This window comes from Caulobacter sp. GW456-12-1-14-TSB4 (assembly GCF_059424195.1).
Genome location: NZ_JBWKZF010000002.1, coordinates 1 through 21,930 on the forward strand (window position 1 = coordinate 1; position 21,930 = coordinate 21,930).

General features: G+C 68.2%; 22 protein-coding genes. 8 read left to right on the forward strand and 14 right to left on the reverse strand.

The window, feature by feature from the left end; all coding sequences use genetic code 11:
* The 3 genes from AC07YH_RS01960 to AC07YH_RS01970 all read right to left on the reverse strand — a co-directional run.
* The coding region (locus AC07YH_RS01960) for a pentapeptide repeat-containing protein (protein WP_494745341.1) at window positions 1–840 on the reverse strand (840 nt) is incomplete at its 3' end.
* Window positions 841–935: 95 nt separating this feature from the next.
* Window positions 936–1,427, reverse strand: a complete 492-nt coding sequence (locus tag AC07YH_RS01965; RefSeq protein ID WP_494745342.1) for a pentapeptide repeat-containing protein — start codon at window positions 1,425–1,427, stop codon at window positions 936–938.
* A gap of 85 nt (window positions 1,428–1,512) precedes the next feature.
* A complete protein-coding gene (locus AC07YH_RS01970) occupies window positions 1,513–4,227 on the reverse strand; it encodes a TSCPD domain-containing protein (RefSeq protein WP_494745343.1) in 2,715 nt (904 codons plus the stop codon).
* A 278-nt stretch (window positions 4,228–4,505) separates the two neighbouring features.
* Here AC07YH_RS01970 and AC07YH_RS01975 point away from each other — a divergent pair, with 278 nt between their 5' ends.
* Complete coding sequence (locus tag AC07YH_RS01975) at window positions 4,506–4,901, forward strand: NADH:ubiquinone oxidoreductase subunit NDUFA12 (protein ID WP_494745344.1); 396 nt, start codon at window positions 4,506–4,508, stop codon at window positions 4,899–4,901.
* Window positions 4,902–4,906: 5 nt separating this feature from the next.
* Entirely contained in the window at window positions 4,907–5,575 is a 669-nt protein-coding gene (locus AC07YH_RS01980; RefSeq protein WP_494745345.1) for a DUF2155 domain-containing protein, read from the forward strand.
* On the opposite strand, the gene aat is transcribed toward AC07YH_RS01980, so the two are convergent.
* The 4 genes from aat to aroQ are packed head-to-tail and all read right to left on the reverse strand — an operon-like array spanning window position 5,512 to window position 8,545.
* Window positions 5,512–6,165 carry a leucyl/phenylalanyl-tRNA--protein transferase gene (gene aat / locus AC07YH_RS01985; protein WP_494745346.1) on the reverse strand — a complete coding sequence of 218 codons (654 nt, stop codon included), beginning with the start codon at window positions 6,163–6,165 and terminating at the stop codon, window positions 5,512–5,514. The genes AC07YH_RS01980 and aat overlap by 64 nt on opposite strands.
* 14 nt (window positions 6,166–6,179) lie before the next feature.
* The gene (gene accC, locus AC07YH_RS01990; RefSeq protein WP_494745347.1) at window positions 6,180–7,526 is read right to left on the reverse strand and encodes an acetyl-CoA carboxylase biotin carboxylase subunit; all 1,347 of its coding nucleotides are present in this window, start codon (window positions 7,524–7,526) and stop codon (window positions 6,180–6,182) included.
* A gap of 5 nt (window positions 7,527–7,531) precedes the next feature.
* Window positions 7,532–8,044: an acetyl-CoA carboxylase biotin carboxyl carrier protein gene (gene accB / locus AC07YH_RS01995; RefSeq protein WP_494745348.1), complete on the reverse strand. Its 513-nt coding sequence runs from the start codon at window positions 8,042–8,044 to the stop codon at window positions 7,532–7,534.
* 60 nt (window positions 8,045–8,104) lie between these two features.
* Window positions 8,105–8,545 carry a type II 3-dehydroquinate dehydratase gene (aroQ, locus tag AC07YH_RS02000; RefSeq protein WP_494745349.1) on the reverse strand — a complete coding sequence of 147 codons (441 nt, stop codon included), beginning with the start codon at window positions 8,543–8,545 and terminating at the stop codon, window positions 8,105–8,107.
* Window positions 8,546–8,624: 79 nt separating this feature from the next.
* Between aroQ and thiS the strand changes: the two genes are divergently transcribed.
* The gene (gene thiS, locus AC07YH_RS02005; protein WP_494745350.1) at window positions 8,625–8,825 is read left to right on the forward strand and encodes a sulfur carrier protein ThiS; all 201 of its coding nucleotides are present in this window, start codon (window positions 8,625–8,627) and stop codon (window positions 8,823–8,825) included.
* Window positions 8,826–8,870: 45 nt separating this feature from the next.
* On the forward strand, window positions 8,871–9,680 hold the full coding sequence (locus AC07YH_RS02010; RefSeq protein WP_199743536.1) for a thiazole synthase: 810 nt from the start codon (window positions 8,871–8,873) through the stop codon (window positions 9,678–9,680).
* On the opposite strand, the gene AC07YH_RS02015 is transcribed toward AC07YH_RS02010, so the two are convergent.
* The 6 genes from AC07YH_RS02015 to AC07YH_RS02040 form a co-directional block, all read right to left on the reverse strand.
* Window positions 9,677–10,060: a type II toxin-antitoxin system VapC family toxin gene (locus AC07YH_RS02015; protein ID WP_494745351.1), complete on the reverse strand. Its 384-nt coding sequence runs from the start codon at window positions 10,058–10,060 to the stop codon at window positions 9,677–9,679. The genes AC07YH_RS02010 and AC07YH_RS02015 overlap by 4 nt on opposite strands.
* Window positions 10,057–10,320, reverse strand: coding sequence for a type II toxin-antitoxin system Phd/YefM family antitoxin (locus tag AC07YH_RS02020; protein ID WP_494745352.1), 264 nt, complete (start codon window positions 10,318–10,320; stop codon window positions 10,057–10,059). The genes AC07YH_RS02015 and AC07YH_RS02020 overlap by 4 nt, the downstream gene beginning before the upstream one ends.
* A 67-nt stretch (window positions 10,321–10,387) precedes the next feature.
* Window positions 10,388–11,128, reverse strand: a complete 741-nt coding sequence (locus AC07YH_RS02025; RefSeq protein WP_494745353.1) for a DsbA family protein — start codon at window positions 11,126–11,128, stop codon at window positions 10,388–10,390.
* A gap of 25 nt (window positions 11,129–11,153) precedes the next feature.
* Window positions 11,154–12,560: a M48 family metalloprotease gene (locus AC07YH_RS02030; RefSeq protein WP_494745354.1), complete on the reverse strand. Its 1,407-nt coding sequence runs from the start codon at window positions 12,558–12,560 to the stop codon at window positions 11,154–11,156.
* Window positions 12,561–12,702: 142 nt separating this feature from the next.
* The gene (locus AC07YH_RS02035) at window positions 12,703–15,444 is read right to left on the reverse strand and encodes an Rne/Rng family ribonuclease (RefSeq protein WP_494745355.1); all 2,742 of its coding nucleotides are present in this window, start codon (window positions 15,442–15,444) and stop codon (window positions 12,703–12,705) included.
* Window positions 15,368–15,586 carry a hypothetical protein gene (locus AC07YH_RS02040; RefSeq protein WP_494745356.1) on the reverse strand — a complete coding sequence of 73 codons (219 nt, stop codon included), beginning with the start codon at window positions 15,584–15,586 and terminating at the stop codon, window positions 15,368–15,370. The genes AC07YH_RS02035 and AC07YH_RS02040 overlap by 77 nt, the downstream gene beginning before the upstream one ends.
* A 474-nt stretch (window positions 15,587–16,060) precedes the next feature.
* Here AC07YH_RS02040 and AC07YH_RS02045 point away from each other — a divergent pair, with 474 nt between their 5' ends.
* The 3 genes from AC07YH_RS02045 (at window position 16,061) to prfB (ending at window position 20,986) form a co-directional block, all read left to right on the forward strand.
* Window positions 16,061–17,257 carry an N-acetylmuramoyl-L-alanine amidase family protein gene (locus tag AC07YH_RS02045; protein ID WP_494745357.1) on the forward strand — a complete coding sequence of 399 codons (1,197 nt, stop codon included), beginning with the start codon at window positions 16,061–16,063 and terminating at the stop codon, window positions 17,255–17,257.
* Window positions 17,258–17,429: 172 nt separating this feature from the next.
* Window positions 17,430–19,796: a penicillin-binding protein 1A gene (locus AC07YH_RS02050; RefSeq protein ID WP_494745358.1), complete on the forward strand. Its 2,367-nt coding sequence runs from the start codon at window positions 17,430–17,432 to the stop codon at window positions 19,794–19,796.
* Window positions 19,797–19,863: 67 nt separating this feature from the next.
* A protein-coding gene (prfB, locus tag AC07YH_RS02055; RefSeq protein WP_494745359.1) for a peptide chain release factor 2 occupies window positions 19,864–20,986 on the forward strand; the annotation gives its coding sequence in 2 pieces (ribosomal slippage) (window positions 19,864–19,932 and window positions 19,934–20,986; 1,122 coding nt in all).
* A 4-nt stretch (window positions 20,987–20,990) separates the two neighbouring features.
* Here the strand turns inward: prfB and AC07YH_RS02060 are convergent.
* A complete protein-coding gene (locus AC07YH_RS02060; RefSeq protein ID WP_494745360.1) occupies window positions 20,991–21,293 on the reverse strand; it encodes a helix-turn-helix domain-containing protein in 303 nt (100 codons plus the stop codon).
* Between the two features lie 77 nt (window positions 21,294–21,370).
* On the opposite strand from AC07YH_RS02060, the gene AC07YH_RS02065 reads away from it, so the two are divergent.
* Window positions 21,371–21,739 carry a VOC family protein gene (locus AC07YH_RS02065; protein ID WP_494745361.1) on the forward strand — a complete coding sequence of 123 codons (369 nt, stop codon included), beginning with the start codon at window positions 21,371–21,373 and terminating at the stop codon, window positions 21,737–21,739.
* The last annotated feature ends 191 nt before the right edge of the window (window positions 21,740–21,930 follow it).

Sequence of the window (21,930 nt, forward strand, 5' to 3'; positions counted from 1 at the left end):
GGGCGCGGGCGGCGCCGGCGGGGGCTTGGGCATGTCCCGCAGCAGCATGATGCGCGTGCCCTTGAGCCCGCTGCACGAGCGGATCGAGAGGCCCGAGGGCAGGCGGACGGAGTCGCCGCAGGCCTCGTCCAGCTGGTCCTGGTCCAGGCCGCGGGCGCCGGTCAGGTCCGCGCCGCTGAGCATCACCATGCTCAGATCGGCGTTGCGGAAGTCCGCGCCGTTGAACGTCGCGCCGCGCAGGCTGGAGCCCGACAGGTCGGCGTTGCGGAAGCTGGCGCCGTCGAAGCGGCCGCCCTGCAGGTTGGCGTGGTTGATGTCGGCGTTCGAGAAGTCAGCGTCCTTGGCGTAGACGCTCTGCAGGTTGGCGCCGGTCAGCTCGACATTGGCCATCCTGGCGCGCTGCAGGTTGGCGTTCGGCATCTGCACGCCGTTCAGCTCGGCCGAGGACAGGTCGACGCGGACCAGGGTGGCCGACTGGAAGTTGGCGCCGCTGCTCTCGATGCCGGACATGCGGGCGTCGGTGAAGTTGGCGCTGGCGAAGTTGGCGCCGCGCATCTCGGCGCCGCGCAGATCGGCCCGGCTGAGGTCCGACGACTGGAAATTGCTGCCGTAGAACATCGCGCCGCGCAGGTCGGCGCCGATCAGGATGGCCTTGGCGAAGTTGGCGCCCATGAACTTGGCGTTCATCAGCTTGCGGCCGGCCAGGTCGCAGTTGGCGCACATCCCGCCGAAGGACGTCAGCTTGGCGACGTCCTTGTCTTCGATCGAGGCGTGAGCCGGGCCGGTCATGGCCAGCAGGCTCAGCGTCAAGGCGGCGATGGAAACGCCCAAGCGGGACATCGACTTCTCCGTTCCAGTCCATACGCGACTGTGTGAGTTACGGTTTGAACCGCCACACGGGTAGAAGCCACTTAAATTGCGGTAATGACGGGGATTTAACGGCAAAGCGGGATGCGCAGATTCCGCGGCAGATAGGTCGATCCGTCGCCGCAGGCCTGGTCCAGCTGGTGCTGGGTGAGGCCGATCGCGCGGTCCATTTCGGCCCCCGAGAAGTTGGCCCCCGATAGTTTGGCCCCGGACAAATTCGCGCCCTGCAGATAGGCGCCGACGAAGCTGGCGTTGGTCAGGTCCGCGTTGGCGAAGCTGGCGCCGGTCAGCACCGCGCCATAGGCGTTGACGTCGCGCAGGTCGCCGCCGGTGAAGCGGGTGCGGTTCATGACCGCCGTCGAGAAGTCGGCCTGGCGCAGACGCGCGCCGGTCAGGTTCTTGTTCTTCAGCTCCAGGTTCGACAGGTCGGCCTGGAACAGGTTGCAGTGCGGACAGCTGGCGCCGTTGCGGACGGCCGAGATCTGGCCGGCGTTCTGGGCGCTGGCGGGGATGGCGCAAACCAGGACGGCGAGAGCCGAAAGAAGGGCGATCGGTTTCATTCTGGCGCAGGTCCTACGCGAAAGGGTCCTATTCACCCTGCCGTAGCAAGCTTAACGCCAGCCGAACGCGTCTACGACGAGGCCCCTAGGACGAAGCTAGGGGACCCGGGCGGTCCGCCTGCGCTCCGCAGGTGTCGCAGACCGTCATGCCGCCCCGCTTGGTCAGCGAGAGGTCGCCGCAGGCCGGGCACATCTCGCCCTCCGCGCCGGGACGATCCTGGCCCTCCACGCGCCGGCGGCCGAACGAGGCGAACACCAGGTTGTCGTGCGAGGCGCCGCGCGAAAAGCCCTTGGAAATGAACAGGCTGGCCGGGACAGGCTCGGGTTCGACATCGTCGATCTCGAGGGTCTTGCCGGAGCCCAGGCCGTCGGCGTTGAACTCGCCCGGATCGCCATTGGCCAGGTCGTCGCGGCCCAGATACGACACGCCCAGCTCGCGGAACACGTAGTCCAGGATCGAGGTCGCCGACTTGATCGAGTCGTTGCCGGTCACCGGGCCCGCCGGCTCGAACTTGGTATAGACGAAGGCGTCGACGAACTCGTGCAGCGGCACGCCGTGCTGCAGGCCCAGCGACACGGCGATGGCGAAGTTGTTCATCAGGCTGCGGAAGGCCGCGCCTTCCTTGTGCATGTCGATGAAGAGCTCGCCCAGCTCCCCGTCCTCGTACTCGCCGGTGTGCAGATAGACCTTGTGGCCGCCGACGGCCGCCTTCTGGATGTAGCCCTTGCGGCGATCGGGCAGGCGGCGGCGCGAGCGGTCGCGCTCGACGATCTTCTCGACCACGCGCTCGGTGACGATCGGCTCACGCGCCGGCGCTGTGGCGCGTGGGGCTTCGGCGGGTTCTTCGGGCAGATCGAGCTTGAAGTCGACCGGCGCGGCGGCGCGTTGCAGGCGCAGGGCCCTGACGCCCGAGCGGGCGGCGGCGGCCTGGGCGCGGACGGCGTCGGCCGGACGGCTGTCGAACGCCACCGGAATGGCGACCGGCGTCGGCAGGCAGGCGAAGGCCTCGACGGCGGCCAGCATGGCCAGGCGGTCGGCGAAGGCCGGAGCCTCGACCGACGCGAAGGCCTCGCGCAGCTCTGGGTTCAGGGCGTCGCAATCGCCCAGACGGCCCGCGCCCAAGGCGTGGCGCTCGGCGGCGGCGATCTCGGTCGGCGAGAAGTCGGCGAAGGCCAGGGTGTCGAAGTCGCGGCGGGCCACGTCCTCGGCCGAGGCGCCCAGCACGTCGCGCAGGAAGCCCGCGCCGATCACCGCCGGGGCGAAGGCGGCGCGCAGGCCGTGGTTCTCGCGCAGGGCGTGCTCGGCCTTCTCGATCTCGTGGGCGGTGAAGCCGCGCGCCTGCAGCATGGCGTGGTCGATCGCCGGGCTCTCCATCAGCGAACCATGGCCCAGGGCGTGGCGGCGGGCGGCGTCCAGATCGACGCCTTCGCTGGACAGGGCCTCGAAGGCGGCAGGACTGAAGGTCGGCAGCAGGAAGCCGTCGGCGGTCTGGGCCACGGACACCGGCGACATCGCGCCAGCCGGACCGACCGGGGCGCCGCCAAGGCGCAAGGTCGCTTCCGGATCCTCAAACGGCCCGACCAAGGCGGCCGAACGCAGGCCGTGCTTGCGGGCCAAGGCGTGGGCGGTGGCGAGCGAGGCGGCGGCCTCGGTGGCCAGGGCCGAGCGCAGGGCGGCGGCGCGGACGCGGCGTTCGGCCAGGGTCTTGAGCACGCCCTGCTTGTCCTGGGCGAAAATGGCGTCCGGACCCAGCGCCGCGGCGGCCTCGGCGCTGGCCGACAGGGCCGCGCCGACGGCGAGCGCCCAAAGCGCGGCGGCGCCATCGCGGCCCTCGATGCTGGTCTGGGCCCAGCCCTGGCTGAGCAGGCAGTCGCCGACACCGGCCAAGCCCAGGCGGGCAGGGCGTTCGCCGCGCTCCAGCTCCAGGGCCGTGCCCCACAGGTGGCAGACATAGGTGAAGCGCTCGACGTCGAAGCCGTCGGCGTCGAGGAAGGCGCTGGCGTCGATCGCCGCGCTGATGCCCACGCCGCGCGCCAGGATCTCGGCGTCCATCGGCGACAGGGCCAGGGTGAGGGCGCTGGTCTCCCAGCCGACCTGGGCGGCGAAGGCGGCGGCGTCATTGCCGGCGGCCACGTCCTGGCGCGAGGCCGAGGCGGCCATGGCCAGCTCGCGCTCGGCCGAGGGTTCGACCAGGGGGCTGCGGACCGCGTCGGCGGTGGCGATGGCGTCCAGGATGGTGCGGTCGTCGGCGCCCAGTTCGCGGGCCTTGCGGGCGGCGCGGGCCAGGGCGGGATTCTTGCGGACGTCGCCACAGGCGCGCGGGTCGCCCGAGCAGCGGCGGACGGCGTCGGCGACCTGGGCCAGGGTGGCGTCCAGGCGCGCGGCGGCCTGGGCGGCGAGGGCGCGGCTGCGGCGGCGGCCCAGGCTGTCCTTGACGATGCTCTGGAATTCGAACTCGGCGATCTCGGGCAGCAGCTCCAGGCCGCCCTGGCCGCCGGCCGGCGTGGCGACGCCCGTCAGCATGGTGGCCAGCAGGGCGTCCTTGAAGGCGCTGGCGTCGGCCTTGTCGCCGAACAGGCCGCGCGTCAGGCCCGCCTGGGCCACGCGCTCGGCATAGCGGGCCGGACCGCCGCCCAGCGCGGCCTTGGGCTCGATCTCGCCGGCCCAGTCCAGCCAGGCCTCGACGCGGGCGTCGCTCCAGGCGTTGGGGGCCGAAACCACGACGATCTCATCGGCGCGCTCGAGGTCGCGCCACTCCATCGCGGGGACGCTTCCGGCGGCTTTGGCGGGGGTGCGCATGGGCGAGTTCCGGATCTGGTCGGCCAGTCGTGATATCTTACCAAATTCCTAACGACTGATTCCGTGCCGTCAGGTGCGCGTAAGGTCGCACCTCAAGTTAGAACCTCGATCGCCGAGCCTCAATAGATGTTGCGGGTGTCAGGCCTCTAATCCACAAGATGTTGAAGTCGCGACCGACGGAGCGACGCTGGACGCTGAGGGCGCGAAACCCTATAGTCCGGCCGCTTCGCCGTGCGTGTCGCGGCGCGCAAAGCCTTATGAAATCGGGTGCGAACGTAGTGCTGAAAGCGATCTTCACGTGGTGGAACGGCGCGACCCTGGGTCAGCGCTTCCACATCGGCCGCCGTGGTGTGCTGGTGGGCAAGGACGATTACGGCAACAGCTATTTCGAAGCCCGCGACAACAGCGACAGCTATGACGCCCGCAAGCGCCGCTGGGTGATCTACAGCGGTTACGCCGAAGCCTCCAAGGTCCCGCCGGATTGGAGCGGCTGGCTGCACTACACCTTCGACGAGCCGCCGACCCAGGTCGCCCTGCCGCGTCGCGCTTGGGAAAAGGATCACATCCCGAACCTGACCGGCACCGTCCACGCCTGGCGTCCCAAGGGCGCTCTGGCCCGTGGCGGCGAGCGCGCGGCCGCGACCAGCGACTACGAAGCCTGGAAGCCGGAATAATCTGAATGGCCCGCCGGGCGCTCCTGGTCGCCGCCGTCGCGGTCCTGTCCGGTCTGACCGTGACGGGCGCCGCGCTGGCGCGCCAGAACAGCGCCCCGCAGGCCCTGACCCCGCCGGCGGCCGCCCAGGCCCCGGTCGCGCCAGCGCCGCGTCCCCTAGCGCCCGCGCCGGCCCCGAGCGAGCTGCGTCCGGCCCAGCCGACGACGGTCTCGCCCGCGATCGCCAATCCCAATCCGCCGGCCTCGCCCGCGCCGACCGCCCAGACCGCGCCGCCCAAGCCGGCCGCAACGGTCCCGGCCAAGCCGCCCGAGCCGGCCAAGCGCCTGCGCTACCAGATCGCCATCGTCCAGGCCCTGGACAAGGTCACGACCGAGACCATGCGGTTCGAGGTCCCGATCGGCCAGCCCATCCGCTACAAGACGCTGATCTTCACCGTCCGCGCCTGCGAGACGGCGGCCTCCGACGAGGTGGCGCCCGAAACGGCGGCCTATGTCGTGGTCGACACCCAGCCAAAGGCCCAGGCCGGTCGCGCCGCGCCTCCGGGACGTCAGGTCTACAAGGGTTGGATGTACGCCAGCTCGCCAGGCCTGAACCCGCTGCAGCACCCGGTCTATGACGCCTGGCTGATCGCCTGCAAGCAGTCGATCCCGGTCGCGCCGCCCGCCAAGCCGTAGAAGTCGCCCTGCACGGTCAGAGCCTTGGCCAGCCGCCGGCGATAGTCCGCGCGGCTGATCTCGATCGTCCCGAACTGCGTCAGGTGCTCTGTCAGGAACTGGGTGTCCAGGAGCTGGTAGCCGCCGGCCAGCATCCGCGCGATCAGATGCACCAGCGCCACCTTGCTGGCGTCGCGCGCGGTCGAGAACATGCTCTCGCCGAAGAACGCCCCGCCCAGCGACACGCCGTAGAGGCCGCCGACCATCTCGTCGCCTAGCCAGGTCTCGACGCTATGGGCCAAGCCGCGCGCGTAGAGCTGGCCATAGAGGCGTTGGATAGGGTGGTTGATCCAGGTCTCGACCCGGCCGGGGCGTGACGCCGCGCAGGCCTCGATCACCGCGTCGAAGGCGGTATCGACCCGGACCTCGTACGGCCCGTTGCGGACCGTGCGCGCCAGGCGCTTGGGGATATGGAAGTCCCCGAGCGGCAGGACGCCCCGCCGCTCGGGATCGATCAGGAACAGGCTTTCGTCCTCGCGGGCGTCGGCCATGGGGAAGACGCCGCGCGCGTAGCAGGCGATCAGGTCGTCGACCGTGAAGGCGTCTTCCATGTTGCAGCCTGGACTTAGGCTTCCTGGGCTTTGATCCAGCGTTCCAGCCAGTGGATGTCGTAGTCGCCGGCCAGGATGTCGGGTTGCACCAGGAGGTCTTGGAACAGCGGGATCGTGGTCTCGATGCCGCCGACCACCATCTCGCCCAGGCAGCGCTTCAGGCGCGCGATGCACTCGGCGCGGTCGCGGCCGTGCACGATCAACTTGCCGATCAGGCTGTCGTAATAGGGCGGGATCGCATAGCCGGTGTAGATCGCCGAATCCAGGCGAACGCCCAGGCCGCCAGGAGCGTGGAAGTCGGTGATGGTGCCGGGCGAGGGCGTGAAGGTCCGCGCGTTCTCGGCGTTGATCCGGCACTCGATGGCGTGGCCCTCGAAAACCACGTCGTCCTGGGTGAACGACAGCGGCAGGCCGGCGGCGATGCGGATCTGCTCACGGACCAGGTCGATGCCGGTGATGGCTTCGGTGACCGGGTGTTCGACCTGCAGGCGGGTGTTCATCTCGATGAAGAAGAACTCGCCGTTCTCCCACAGGAACTCGATGGTGCCGACGCCGAGATAGCCGATGGCCTTGACCGCATCGACGACGATCTTGCCGATCTTGGCGCGGTCTGCCGCGCCCAGGGCGGGCGAGGGGGCTTCTTCCAGCACCTTCTGGTGACGGCGCTGCAGCGAGCAGTCGCGTTCGCCCAGGTGCACCACGTTGCCGTGGCTGTCGGCGATGACCTGCAGCTCGATGTGGCGCGGCTTCTGGAGGTAGCGCTCCATATAGACCGTGTCGTCGCCGAACGCGGCGCGGGCCTCGGCGCGGGCCGTCGAGACGGCTTCGGCCAAGTCTTCACGCGTCTGGGCGACCTTCATGCCGCGACCGCCGCCGCCGGAGGCGGCCTTGATCAGCACGGGGAAGCCGATTTCCTCGGCGGCCGCGAAGGCCTCTTCCTCGGTGGCGACGCCGCCGTCCGAGCCGGGGACGACCGGGATGCCGGCGTCCTTCACGGCCTGCTTGGCGGTGATCTTGTCGCCCATCATCCGGATGTGTTCCGGCTTGGGGCCAATGAAGGTGAAGCCGTGCGCGCCGACGATCTCGGCGAAGCGGGCGTTCTCCGACAGGAAGCCGTAGCCCGGGTGGATGCCCTGGGCGCCGGTGATCTCGGCCGCCGCGATGATCGACGGGATGTTCAGGTAGCTCTTGGCGGCGGGCGCGGGGCCGATGCAGACGCTTTCGTCCGCCAGGCGCACCCACATGGAATTACGGTCGGCCTCGGAGTGGACCGCCACGGTGGCGATGCCCATTTCCTTGCAGGCGCGGTGAACCCGGAGCGCGATCTCGCCCCGGTTCGCGATGAGGATCTTGTCGAACATGACCGTTACTCGATGACGACGAGCGGCTCGCCGAACTCGACGGGCTGGGCGTCGGCGACCAGGATCTCGACGACCTTGCCGCCCTTGGGCGCGGAAATCGGGTTCATGGTCTTCATGGCTTCGACGATCAGCAGGGTCTGACCGGCCGAGACCGTGTCGCCGACCTTGATGAACGGGTCCGCGCCGGGCTGCGACGAAAGATAGGCGGTGCCGACCATCGGCGACTTCACGGCGTCGCCACGAGCGGCGGCCGGAGCGGCTTCAGCGACCGGAGCGGGCGCGGCGGCGACAGGCGCCGGAGCAGCGACCGGAGCCGGGGCGTAGGCCGGGGCGGCGGCCTGGACGTAGTTGACCGGAGCCGCGGTCAGTTCACGGGCGACGCGGATCTTCAGACCCGCGTGCTCGACTTCGATCTCGGACAGGCCCGTGTCCTTCAGGATGTCCGCCAGCTTGCGGACCAGACGGGCGTCGATGGCCGGAGCTTCGACCGGATCGGCGGGGGCCTTGGGGTTCGACATGGAAGCTTACCTTGTTCTTGAGACGCCCTGGCGAGCGGAAAACGCCGGGCGATGTTCTTGTTAAACGCGGATCAGGCCGAAAGCGGCCTCGAGCGCCAATTCATAACTCGCTGCCCCGAAGCCGGAGACGATCCCCGTAGCGGCCAGCGAAACGAAGGTGTGGCGGCGGAATTCCTCCCGCGCCGCCGGGTTGGACAGATGGCACTCGATCACCGGGATGCTCAAGGTCTTGAGCGCATCCAGAAGCGCGATCGAGGTGTGGCCGTAGCCAGCCGGATTGATAATGAGCGCCGAGGCCGACTCACGCGCCTCCTGCACCCAATCGATCAGCACGCCCTCATGGTTGGACTGGCGGAAGACCACCGAAACGCCACGCGTCGCCGCCCGCGCCTCACAGCGCGCGCGGACATCGTCGAGCGTGTCCTTGCCATAAATCTCGGGCTCGCGGGTCCCCAACAGGTTGAGATTGGGCCCGCTCAGCACGTGGATCGGTTTTACCATGCGGCTCCGCCGTCGATTCCGGGAGGTCTTGTATAGCCGGTTCCGTCGGGTCACAAGCACGGCTCGCTTCGGAGGTGAGATGAGGCTTTTGCTGAACGGGGAAGAGCGGGACGTGGCCGACGTCGTCACGATCGCCGATCTGGTGGGCGCCCTGGGCCTGGACGCCCGCAAGGTGGCTGTCGAGCGCAATCTCGAGATCGCTCCGCGCTCGACCTATGCCGACACGGCCCTGGCCGACGGCGATCGCATCGAGATCGTCACTTTTATCGGCGGCGGTTGATCCTCCGCATTTGAAACGCCGGCTGACGGGGCGTAAACCGACCCCATGAACGCGCACGTTTCCCCCGACTCCGTCTCGGCTGACACCGAGGAAACCTGGACCGTCGCCGGCCGCACCTTCCGCTCGCGCCTGATCGTCGGCACGGGCAAGTACAAGGACTATGCGACCAACGCCGCCGCCGCCCGCGCGGCCGGGGCCGAGATCGTCACCGTGGCCGTGCGCCGCGTGAACCTGACCGACCCGACCCAGCCGTTGCTGGTCGATTACGTCAAGCCGAGCGAATTCACCTATCTGCCCAATACGGCGGGCTGCTTCACCGGCGAGGACGCCGTGCGCACCCTGCGCCTGGCCCGCGAGGCCGGCGGTTGGGACCTCGTGAAGCTGGAAGTCCTCAGCGACCCCAAGACCCTGTTCCCGGACATGGAAGAGACCCTGCGCTCACTGAAGCTGCTGGTCGCCGACGGGTTCCAGGTGATGGTCTACTGCTCGGACGACCCGGTCTATGCCCGCAAGCTGGAAGAGGCCGGCGCCGTGGCGATCATGCCGCTGGGCGCCCCGATCGGCTCAGGCCTGGGCATCCAGAACCGCGTCAACCTGCGGATCATCGTCGAGAACGCCAAGGTCCCCGTCCTGGTCGACGCGGGCGTCGGCACGGCCTCGGACGCCGCCATCGGCATGGAGCTGGGCTGCGACGCCATCCTGATGAACACCGCCATCGCCGAGGCCAAGGACCCGATCCGCATGGCCAAGGCCATGAAACACGCGGTCATCGCGGGGCGGGAAGCGTATCTGGCGGGGCGGATGCAAAAGCGGCTGTACGCCGATCCGAGCTCGCCGCTGGCGGGGCTGATCTAGAGCGCCGCCACCAAGTCGGTCTTGGTGAAGTCGTCACCGACAAACAGCAACGGACAGCCGTGTTCGTGGGCTAGGGCGTAGGCGAAGCAGTCGCCAAAGTTCAGGCCGGCAGGGTGAAAGCCCTTGCCCCAGCGCCGATAGGCGTCGGCGACACGGTGGATGTCGGCTGGGTGGAGCGGGACGATCTCGATTTCCAGGTCGTTCAGCAGGATCGACATCTCGCGCGAGACGCCTCTACGACTGGCCACGATCATGGCTTCGGCGGCGGTTGCGGCCGAGATCAGCAGGCTGTCGCTGCTTTCAAGCGCGATGGAGCAGCGCTCGGCGGTCGGCTCGTCCAAGGCAAGCGCCATGAGCGCCGAGGTGTCGACGACGATCACCCCGGAAGGCCATCGTCGTCATAGAGAAAATCCTGGCTTCGGGCGGCCGACACACCTGGAATGGCGTTCGCCGCGCCGCTCTTGCGAACCGCATCGAGAATGCGGCGGCGATCGGCAGCAGCTATGCGCGGCTTGGCCAAAACGGGGGTCAGCTGAACGGTCGGCTGCCCTTCGCGGGTGAGGATGATCTCCTCGCCCGCCTCGGCGCGGCGAACCAGTTCGGTCAATTGGCCTTCGGCCTCGGCGAGGGCGACGCGCACGGGGATGCTCCTTGAAGCGCTCACGCGAGGATAGTGGCCTCTCGGCGCGCGCGCTTCAAGGCGCGGATCAACCCGCCTTCGCCTTGGCGGCCCGCGTCTGGTCGATGGCCAGTTTTAGCGCGTTGATGTCCGCGCCGGGCACCAGGGTGTCGCCGACGATGAAGGCCGGAGTGCCCGAGAGGGCCAGGGTCTTGGCCAGCGCATCAGTGTCGGCCAGGTGCTGGGTGACGGCTTCGCTTTCGCCGGCGGCCTTGGCCTTGGCCATGTCGATGCCCAAGCCCGAGGCGATGCGTAGGGCCGCTTGGGCGTCCAGGGCGTTCTCGGCCATCAGCGCCTTGTAGAGCTCCAGGCTCTTGCCCTGGTCCTTGGCGCCCAGGGCGATGCGGGCCGCGGCCTCGCTGTCGTGGCCGAAGATCACGAAGTCCTTCAGCACCAGGCGAACGTCCGGGTTCTTCTGGACCAGATCGACGATTTCGGGCGCGGCGTGGCGGCAATAGCCGCAGCGATAGTCGAAGAACTCGGTGACCGTGATGGAGCCGTTCGGGTTGATGACGATGTCGCGCGGGTCGCGCTCGATAGCCTGGCGGTACTGGCCGATGGCCTTCTGGGCCGAGGCGGTCTGCTGAGCGGCCTGCTTTTCCTGCAGCTTCTGGCTGGCTTCCATCAGCACCTCGGGGTGCTCCAGCAGATAGGCGCGGACCTTCTCGCCAAAGGCCTTGTCGGGCTTGGCGGGGCCGCAGCCGGCGAGGATCATGCCGGTGACGGCCAGGGGCAGGGCGAGGGGCGCGGCGCGACGAAGCAAGGTCATACAGATCTCGGAGGTGAGGTAAGGGCTAGTGTTGGCCAACGCTGTCCTTGGCCAGGTCCTTCAGGTCCTGGTTTGTCGGGCGAGAGGCCAGGATGATGTCGGTGGCGCGGCGCCAGTCGGGGGTGTTCTTGTTCAGGAGCTCGCGTGCCCGCATGGCGAAGACCTTGGCTTCGCGCACGGCGCCCAGCGAATAGTACTGCTCGGCCGTGGCCAGGCGCGCCTCGCCGTCCTTCTTCTGGGTGTCGTAGGCCTGGGCCAGCAGGCGCCAGGTCACCGCGTTCTCAGGATCGTTCAGCAGGCTGCGCTTCAGCTCCTGGACGCCTTCCTCGATCTTCTTGGGATCGTTCAGGCTGATCAGGGTCTGGCCCAGATTGATGCGCAGCAGGGCCGCGTCGGGCTTCAGCTGCACGGACTTGCGCTGCGGCTCCTCGGCCAGGGCCACGCGGTTGAATTCGAACAGGATCTGGCCCTTCAGCTCCCACAGATAGGGATTGTCGGGGTGCTCGGCGATCATCGGCTCCAGCAGGGACAGGGCCCGGTCCGGGTCCTTCATCTGGTAGTAGGCGATGGCCCGGGCGTAGCGCGCCGGGAAGCCGGTGTCGGTTTCCTTGTACTTCATCAAGGCCACCTGCGGGTTCAGGAAGCCTTCCAGCTTGGCCTTCATGACCTCGTGCTGGGCCAGGTCCTCGGGCGTGTCGACGGCGCTGTAGTGCGGCTGGCGCTCGACGCGGCTGCGCAGCACCTCGATCCGCTCGGACGACAGGGGGTGGCTGCGGAAATAGGCAAAGCGCCGGGCCTGGTCGAAGACTTCCTGGTAGCGGAAGTTGTCGAAGAACTCGACGAGGCCGCGACCCGACTGGCCGGTGGCTTCCAGGAAGCCGGCGCCGGCCTGGTCGGCGCGCGATTCCTGCTCGCGGCTGTAGCCCAGCGCGCCCAGGGCGCCGGCATATTGCGCGTTGCCCAGCAGCATGGCGGCGCCGTCGGCGGAGCCGGCCAAGGCCGCCAGAACCCCTAAGCCCATCGTCAAGATCATCGGCTTGAGGCCGGCGCGCATCATCTCGTCGGAGCGAATCGGGTGGCCGCCGGCCAAGTGTCCGGTTTCGTGGGCGATGACGCCGCGCAGCTGGTTGGGGTTCTCGGTCTGCAGGATAAGGCCGGTGTTGAGGCCCATCTGCAGGCCCTGGGTCGCGAAGGCGTTCAGCGACCTGTCGCCGACGATCAGGATGCTGACGTTGCGCGCGTCCAGCCCAGCGGCGGTGTAGATCGGATCGGCGTCGTGATGCAGGATCTCCTCGATCTCGGTGTCGCGGATCAGGGAGGGGCCGCCGTCATCCTGGGCCAAGGCGACCTGGGGAACGCTGGAGGCGAGCACGGCCAGCGCGGACAGAGCCACGCCGAGTCGCTTTCCAACACGCCCGCTACGCGAGGTCATCGATTGATCTCCAGATCGCGCCCCCGCGAACCACGACCAGTCTAACTTGGAACGTGAAGGCGAGGGAACAAGGGTCTCGCATCGGCTCCACAACGATTTCGGCCCGCGTATCTTTCGACACGCGGGCCGTCATCAGGTCAGCCTACCGGCGCCACCAGCCCTTGCGGGGCTTTTCGGGCGGGGTGGTGATCTCGTTCGGATCGGGCTCGGCCGGAGCGGCCGGGGCCTCTTCGGCGACGGGCTCGGGAACCGGAGCCGGCGCGGCTTCGACGACCGGCTCGGGAGCCGCTTCGACCACCGGTTCCGGCGGGACGACAGCGACGCTCTCGGTCACGGCTTCGGCCACGGCCTCGACGGCAGCTTCCGTCGCGGCTTCCTCGGCCACGGCCTTCTTGCCGCGCGAGCGGACGCGCTTGGGCTTCTTCGGCGCTTCCTCGGCCTCGGGCAGCTCGACCCACACGTCGGCCGGCGGCGCGGAGATCACCGGCGGGGCCAGGATCGGGGCTTCGAACGGCTCGGCCGGTTCGGCGGGGCTCACGGCCTCGACGGCGGCGGTCGTCTCGGCGACGGCGGCGGGCTCGTCACGACGGCGGCCACGGTCGCGACCGCGACGGCCGCGTTCACGGGCCGGACGTTCCTCACGTTCAGAACGCTCGGCGCGCTCCGGACGCTCGGCGGTCTCTTCACGCGGAGCGCGGGCTTCCGGCGCCGGGCGGCGCGGTTCGCCCCCGGGACCACCATTGCCGCCGACCAGGGCGGCCGGATCGTGCCAGGTGAAGACGTTCTCGCCGAACGGGACGCGCGGACGGATCCAGACGAAGGCGTCGGTCGGACGATCGCCGTCCTCGCGACCACCACGACGACCGCCGCGACGGCCGCGACGGCGACGACGGCGGCTGCCGTCATCGTCATCGCCGAACTCGGCGCGGTCATCGACGTCGCCGTCCAGCTCGTCTTCGTCGCTCTCGGTTTCGGCCGAGGCCTCGCCTTCGGTCTCGCGCTCATCGCGACGACCACGGCCACGGCCGCGATCGCGACGGCCACGACGGCCCTTGCGGTCGCCGCGATCGTCGTCGCGGGCTTGCTTGCGGGTCGAGGCCTCGTCGTCGTCGGTGTCCTCGCGCTCGAGGCTTTCCTCGTCCTCGTCGTCGATGATCTCTTCGTCTTCTTCCTCGTCCTCGAAGGCCGTGGGATCGAAGTCGTCATCTTCCTCGACGTACGGGGCCGGAGCGACGGCGATACGGTCGCCCAGCTCGGTGCGCTCGATCTCCTGGTCGCCGGCGTGCAGGCTGTCGTCGACCATGACGGTGACGTGCAGGCCGTGCGTCGCTTGCAGGCGCTGCAGGTAAGCGCGCTTTTCGTTGAGGATGTAGAGGCCCACCGAACGCGAGACCTTCAGGATCACGGCGCCCGAGCCCTTCAGGGCCTCGACCTCGACCGCGCGCAGGGCGGCCAGAGCGCTGGACTCGACCGAGCGGACGCGGCCGGTGCCTTCGCAGTGTTCGCAGACGTGGGTGGTGCCTTCCAGCACGCCGGTGCGGCGACGCTGACGGCTGATCTCCATCAGGCCAAAGCCCGAGATCTTGCCCATCTGGATGCGGGCGCGGTCGTCCTTCAGAGCGTCCTTCAGGACCTTCTCGACCGTGCGGTTGTTCTTGCCTTCATCCATGTCGATGAAGTCGATGACGATCAGGCCGGCCAGGTCGCGCAGGCGCAGCTGGCGAGCGGCTTCCTCGGCGGCTTCGACGTTCGTCTTGAGGGCCGTGGCCTCGATGTTGCGCTCGCGGGTGGCCTTGCCCGAGTTGACGTCGATGGCGACCAGGGCTTCGGTCTGGTTGATCACCAGATAGCCGCCCGAACGCAGCGGCACGACCGGCGAATAGATCTGGGCCAGATGGTCCTCGATCTTGTTCTTGACGAACAGCGGGGTCGGGTCGCGGTAGTTGAAGACCTTCTTGGCCTGGCTCGGCATCAGCATGCGCATGAAGTCGCGTGCTTCCTTGTAGCCGGCGTCGCCCTCGACCCAGATGCCGTCCAGGTCCTTGTCGTACATGTCGCGGATGGCGCGTTTGACGAGGTCTTCTTCCTCGTAGATCAGCGCCGGGGCGACCGAGTGCAGCGTGTTGTCGCGGATGTTTTCCCACAAGCGCAGCAGATATTCGTAGTCGCGCTTGACCTCGGCCTTGGTGCGCTTGGCGCCGGCCGTGCGGACGATCAGGCCCATGCCCTGCGGCACGTCCAGGCTCTGGACGACGCTCTTCAGGCGCTTGCGGTCGGTGACGGCCGTGATCTTGCGGCTGATGCCGCCGCCACGGGCGGTGTTGGGCATCAGGACGCCGTAGCGGCCGGCCAGCGACAGGTAGGTGGTCAGGGCCGCGCCCTTGTTGCCACGCTCTTCCTTGACGACCTGGACCAGCATGATCTGCCGGCGGCGGATCACTTCCTGGATCTTGTACTTGCGCATCAGCCGGCGCTTGCGGCGCGCCAGCTCTTCCTCGACGTCGTCATCGTCGTCGTCCACCGCGTGGCCGCCGTTGACGTCGTCCTCGTCGTCGCCGCCCGAGGCGCGACGCGAGATCGGGGTGTCGTCCTCGTCGTCGCCCGAGTCGTCGCGCATCAGCGCTTCGCGGTCGGCGACCGGGATCTGGTAGTAGTCCGGGTGGATTTCGTTGAACGCCAGGAAACCGTGACGGTTACCGCCGTACTCGATGAACGCAGCCTGGAGGCTGGGTTCGACGCGGGTCACCTTGGCGAGGTAGATATTTCCACGGAGCTGCTTGCGGGTCTGGCTTTCGAAATCGAATTCTTCAACCCGGGTTCCGTCCACGACGACCACACGCGTCTCTTCGGCGTGTGCTGCGTCGATCAGCATCTTCTTCGACATTAAGGAAGTCTCCACGGCGCGCGGCGGGCGCGAGGCCCGGGCGCCGTACTGAATGAAGGGCGCGCGCGTCGCCGACCGTCGCACCGTCACTGCGGTTGCGAAGGGTCAGGTGCCAAAGGCGGTCGGGTGCGGCGCAGCCCATTGGGGGTTTCGTTGTCCTCACCACGCACGGAGCGCGGACTGGATGGTTTGCCTGCCGCGCCACTTGTGGCGCGAAGCGGAAAAATTACTCGCGCCACGAATGGCCCGAGGAGGTGTCAGTTGTCGCGCCGGGTGGCGCGGATCGGATGGCGCGTCGTCGCCAGGAGGGCGTTAGAGCCCGACGCAAGCCCCGCGACCCGGCGTCTCGGTAGGCGTCTTGCCCGCCAGATCGGCCGTGTCTCGAAACACTATCTAGTCTGCCGTCTCCGCACCGGAAGAGGTTCAGGACCACTTTCGAGGCTGGGACGGCCCGCACGGAGTCGTGACGATCACGGCATTCGCACGCGGCGCGACTGTAGCCACATCAACGCACAAAAGAAAAGCTTTCGACGGACGATCTGGACTTAACCCTTTGGCTACCGCCGCCCGGCGATATTGACGTTCGGTTCACCAGTTTCGGATTACGCGGGCGGGGATGCGTAAGCTTCTTATCAGTTTGGCCCGCATGGGTTGGGTTCGGGCGGCCCTGATTGTCGGCTGTCTCACGACGGCCGGCCTCGCCGTGGCCACCGCCCAAGGCCCCGCCGCGCCCGCCGGCGTCCAGAAGGTCCGCTTCGGCGGCGACCGCAACGAAACGCGCGTGGTCATCGACCTGGACCGCGCCGCGGCCGGCAAGCTGCTCTCCGACGGCATGAGCGACCAGCGCCTGGTCCTGGCTCTGCCGAACGTCCTGGTTTCCGGCGATCTCCAGGGTTCCGGCCAAGGCCTGGTCAAGCGCTGGGTGATCGACGAGGCCGCCGGCGGCGCCCGTCTGCGCCTGGACCTGGCCGGCAAGGCCGAGGTCCGCCGCCGCTTCCTGCTGCCGCCCGGCGACGGCGCCAGCGCCTATCGCTATGTCATCGACCTGAAGGCCGTGGACAGCGTTCCCACCGTCAACGCCCCGCAGGCTCCGCGCCTCAGCTTCGTCAGCGCGCCGGTCAAGGCCTCGCCGCTGCGCCTGAAGAAGGTCATCGTCATCGACGCCGGCCACGGCGGCAAGGATCCAGGCTCGCTGGGCGCCAATGTCTTCGAGAAGGACGTCACCTTGGCAGCCGCCAAGGCGCTGAAGGCGCGCCTGGAGCGCACGGGCCGGTTCCAGGTCGTGCTGACCCGCGAGACCGACACCTTCATCCCGCTGGAAGGCCGCGTGCAGATCGCCCGCCGCGCCGACGCCGATCTCTTTATCTCTCTGCACGCCGACTCGGGGCCTGACGTCAGCACCCGCGGCGCTTCGGTCTACACCGTGTCGGACAAGGGCGCCGAGCGCGTCGGCCTGGTCCTCGACAAGGACGACTGGCTGATGAAGGCCAACATGCCGGGTCGTGACCGCGCGGTCAGCCAGATCCTGCTGGACCTGTCGCAGCGCGCTACCAAGAACCGCTCGGCCGCCTTCGCTCAACTGCTGCTGGCCAGCGTCGGCGAAGAGACCACCTTGCTGCGCCGCAGCCACCGCGACGCTGGCTTTATAGTGTTGCTGGCCCCGGACGTGCCGGCCGTGCTGCTGGAGATGGGCTTCATCACCAATGCCGAGGACGAGGCGTTCCTGACCACCAAGGCCAGCCGCAACCGTCTGGTCGATGCGGTCGGCGACTCGATCGAGGCCTATTTCTCGGCGGGTCTGCGCAAGTCCTGACGTCAGGTGAGGGGGACTGGCTTCCCCTTTTCCCCGCGCCACTCTAATCACAGGGATGATCGTTCGTGCTTCGCCTCGCGAGGTGCGACCGCAAAACCGCTTACGGTTCGGCGCCAAGCGATCTAGTGAAGGGTGTGCGGCAGGCGAGGGGGCCTGCCTCGACGGAGGTCGCGTGGATCTGAAACCCACCGAACGATGGATGGCCATCGCGGGCGTGGCGGTGCTTTCGGCCATTGCGGTCGCGGGTTTCGCGATCGCGATCTACGCCGCCTGGCTGTTCCATGACATGCCCGACGCTGGCGAGCTGCAGGACTATCGTCCGCCGACCGCGACGCGCGTCTATGCCTGGGACGGCACCCTGATCGGCGAGTATTCCAAGGAACGCCGGATCTTCATCCCCTACGACCAAATCCCGCCGCAGCTGGCCCAGGCCTTCCTGGCGGCCGAGGATCGCAATTTCTTCCAGCACGGCGGCGTCGATGTCGGCGGCCTGTCGCGCGCGATGCTCAAGAATGTCGGCAACGCCATGCGGGGGCGGCGCCTGGAGGGCGGCTCGACCATCACCCAGCAGGTGGCCAAGAACGTCCTGCTGACCAGCGACGCCACCGTCGGCCGCAAGTTCAAGGAAGCGATCCTGGCCCACCGCCTGGAGCAATCGCTGACCAAGCAGCAGATCCTTGAGCTGTATCTGAACGAAATCTGGCTGGGCTATCGCTCGTTCGGCGTCGGCGCGGCCGCCTACAACTATTTCGGCAAGTCGCTGCCGGACCTGACCCTGGCCCAGTGCGCCTTCCTGGCCTCGTTGCCCAAGGGGCCGGACAACTATCACCCGATCCGCAACAAGAAGAAGGCGATGATCCGGCGCAACTGGGTGCTGGGTCAGATGGCCGAACAAGGCTGGGTGTCCAAGGCCGAGGCCGAGAAGGCGCAAGCCGAGGACCTGGTCGTCCAGTCCGCGCCCAAGCGCGCCGCCTATCGCGACGCCGACTACTTCGTCGAGGAGGTGCGTCAGCGCGGCATGGCCACGCTGGGTCCGCGCCTGAGCGAGGGCGGCTACTACATGCGCACCACCCTGGACCCGCGCCTGCAGACCGCCGGCCGCGAGGCCCTGATGGACGGCCTGGAGAAATACGACCGCCGCCACGGCTGGCGCGGCGCGTGGGGCCATGTCGAGTCGACGGACCTGGCGTGGGAAAAGACCGCCCTGGCCAAGGCCGCGCCGTCGGAACGTAGCAAATGGCGTCAGGCCCTGGTCGTCTCGAACGACGGCCGCGTCCGCCTCGTCAAGAACGAGGGCGAGGGCCAGATCGTCGGCGAGGACGTGACCTGGGCCAAGAACGGCAAGGGCCTGAAGGCCGGCGACCTGGTGTTCGTCGAGAAGACCGACGCCGGCTATCGTCTGCGCCAGGTGCCGGCGGTCAATGGCGCCCTGGTGGCCATGGAGCCCTATACGGGCCGCATCGTGGCCCTGGTGGGCGGCTACAGCTTCTCGCTGTCGAACTTCAACCGCGCTACCCAGGCGATGCGCCAGCCGGGCTCGTCGTTCAAGCCGTTCGTCTACGCCACCGCGCTTGAGAACGGCTACACTCCCGCCAGCGTCGTCGTCGACAGCGCCATCACCTTCAAGGGCGCGAACGGCGAGGACTGGAGCCCGGAGAACTACCACAAGGAGTTCTACGGGGCCCAACCGCTGCGCCGGGGCCTGGAGCAGTCGATCAACGCCATGACCGTGCGCCTGGCCCAGGGCGTCGGCATGAAGAAGATCGTCGACTTCGCCCAGCGCGCCGGCGTGGTGAAGAGCATGGACCCCGTCCTGGCCATGGCCCTGGGCGCGGGCGAGACGACGCCGTTCAAGCTGACTGCCGCCTATGCCGCCTTCGTCAATGGCGGTCGCCGTATCGATCCGCACCTGATCGAGCTGGTGCAGGACCGCGAGGGCAAGGTGATCTTCCGCGCCGACAAGCGCGACTGCGAGCGCTGCGACGCCGGCTTCAACGGCGATGAAAGCCCGCGCTTCGCCGCGCCGGGCGACCAGATCATGGACCCGGTCACCGCCTATCAGATCACCTCGATGCTGCAGGGCGTGGTCCAGCGCGGCACCGCGGCCGCCGTCAGCTCGCTGGGACGTCCGCTGGCGGGCAAGACCGGCACGACCAACGAATACCGCAGCGCCTGGTTCGTCGGCTATTCGCCCAACCTGGTGGTCGGGGTCTTCGTCGGCTTCGACGACAACCGTTCGCTGGGCGAGGGCGAGACCGGCGCCACCGACGCCGTGCCGGTGTTCATGGACTTCATGAAGGTCGCTTTGGACGGCCAGCCGGCCGTCGACTTCAAGCCGCCGAAGAACGCCAAGTTCGCCATGGTGCGCGGCATCCGCGAAGCTTTCCGTCCGGGCACCGAGCCGAAGGTCGAGGTCGCGCCGACGGGGCCGATCCCGTATCAGCAGATTTCGCCAGGCCTGCCGCAGCCTGTCCAGCAAGCGCCGCAGCCGGGCAAGCCGCCACCTCAAAAGGTCGATCCCTTGAGTGGGCTCTACTAATTGCTTTGCGCGGGAGAGCGACGCGCGTTATCTCCCGCGCCCTTCAACACTGTCACGGAGTTACGTGATGAGACCGGATGTCGAGGCCTCCGCGGCTGACATCGAGCAGTCCATTGGACTGCTCAGGAGGCGTCTTTGACTGGGATGTCGCCCTCCGAAAGCTCGATGAGCTAAACGCCCGGGTCGAAGACCCGACCCTGTGGGACCGTCCGACCGAGGCTCAAGCCGTCTCGCGCGAGCGCGCCGCCCTGGCTGGCCGTGTCGAGGCCGTCCAGGTCCTGGTGACCGGCCTGAAGGACGCCCTGGAATACGCCGAGCTGGCCGACATGGAGGGTGACGAAGCCCTGCTGGAGGACGCGCGCGCGCAACTCAAGGACCTCAAGGACCGCGCTGGCCGCGCGGAACTGGAAGCCCTGTTGTCCGGCGAGGCCGACGGCAACGACTGCTATGTCGAAATCAATTCCGGCGCCGGTGGCACGGAGTCGTGCGACTGGGCTGGGATGTTGCTGCGGATGTATTCGCGCTGGGCCAACGCTCACAAGATGAGCGTGGAGCTGGTCGAGGAAACCTCCGGCGATCAGGTCGGCATCAAGTCGGCGACCTTGCTGATCAAGGGCCAGAACGCCTATGGCTGGCTGAAGACCGAGGCTGGGGTGCACCGTCTGGTGCGCATCAGCCCCTACGACGCGGCCGCCAAGCGCCACACGTCGTTCGCCTCGGCCTGGGTCTATCCGGTGGTGGACGACACCATCGAGATCGAGATCAATCCGTCCGACGTGCGGACCGACACCTACCGGGCCTCCGGGGCCGGCGGTCAACACATCAACAAGACCGACTCGGCCGTGCGTCTGACGCACATCCCGACCGGCATCGCCGTGGCCTGCCAGGCCGGGCGCTCGCAGCACCAGAACCGCGAAGAAGCGTGGAAGATGCTGCGCGCCCGTCTCTATGAGGCCGAGCTGCAACGCCGCGAGGCCGCCCAGCAGGCGCTGGAAGACCAGAAGACCGACATCGGCTGGGGTCACCAGATTCGCAGCTACGTCCTGCAGCCCTACCAGATGGTCAAGGACCTGCGGACCAACGTCGAGACCTCCGACACCCAAGGCGTGCTGGACGGCGACCTCGACACCTTCATGGGCGCTTCCCTGGCCCAACGCGTCGGCGCCACGCGCGACGCGGTCGAAGGCTAAGGCTCTAGTCCCGCTGGCGCTTCCAAGGCGTCAGCGGGACATAGGTCGCCGCTTCGGTCGGGCCCGTGCGGCTGACCGACACCAATCCCCGACGTTTCAGATTGTCGACGGCGTTCTGCACCGTGCGCCGCGACTGGCCGGTGCGCTCGGCCAGTTCCGCGTGGCTGAAGCTGGCGCGGCCGTCGGCGTGGGCCGCCACGATCGCCAGATAGACCAGAAACGACGACGGCTTGTGGTCGTGACCCACGAGGTCGGCCATCAAGGTGTCGAGCACATAGCGGTCGATGGCGTAGCTTTGTGTAGTCATTGCTATAGCAATGCCTGCACGGCTTCACCCGCGCAAGGCCGCCGCGCTACGCCCCTTGTCACCAGAAGGGGAAACTCATGAGCGTGATCAGCAAGGTGAAGTTCGTCGGCATCCCGGTCAGCGACCAGGATCGCGCCCTGGCGTTCTGGACCGAGAAGGTCGGCCTGCGCGTCGCCACCGACCAGCCGATGGGCGCTCAGCGCTGGATCGAGCTCAGCATCCCCGGCGCGGAGACGGGCCTGGTGCTCTTCACGCCCGAAGGCCACGAGGACCGTGTCGGCACGTTTTTCAACGGCTCGCTGGCCTGCGACGACGTCGAGCACGCCTACCGCAAGCTCTCCGAGAAGGGCGTGGAGTTCGAAGGTCCGCCGCAGAAGCAACCGTGGGGGACCTTCGCCAAGTTCAAGGACCCGGACGGCAACACGTTCGTGTTGTCGAGCCGCTGACGCCCAGCTCCATCTCCCCGGCGAAAGCCGGGGCCCAGATCGAAGGCTGAGTGTCGGGCGAATGGGCTCAGAGCCGAGGCGCGAACACTCCAAATGCTCCGGATGAATCTGGGTCCCGGCTTTCGCGGGGAAGACGGGATCTGGTGGAGGCAAAGAAAAACGCCCCGGATCGCTCCGGGGCGTTCTTGTAT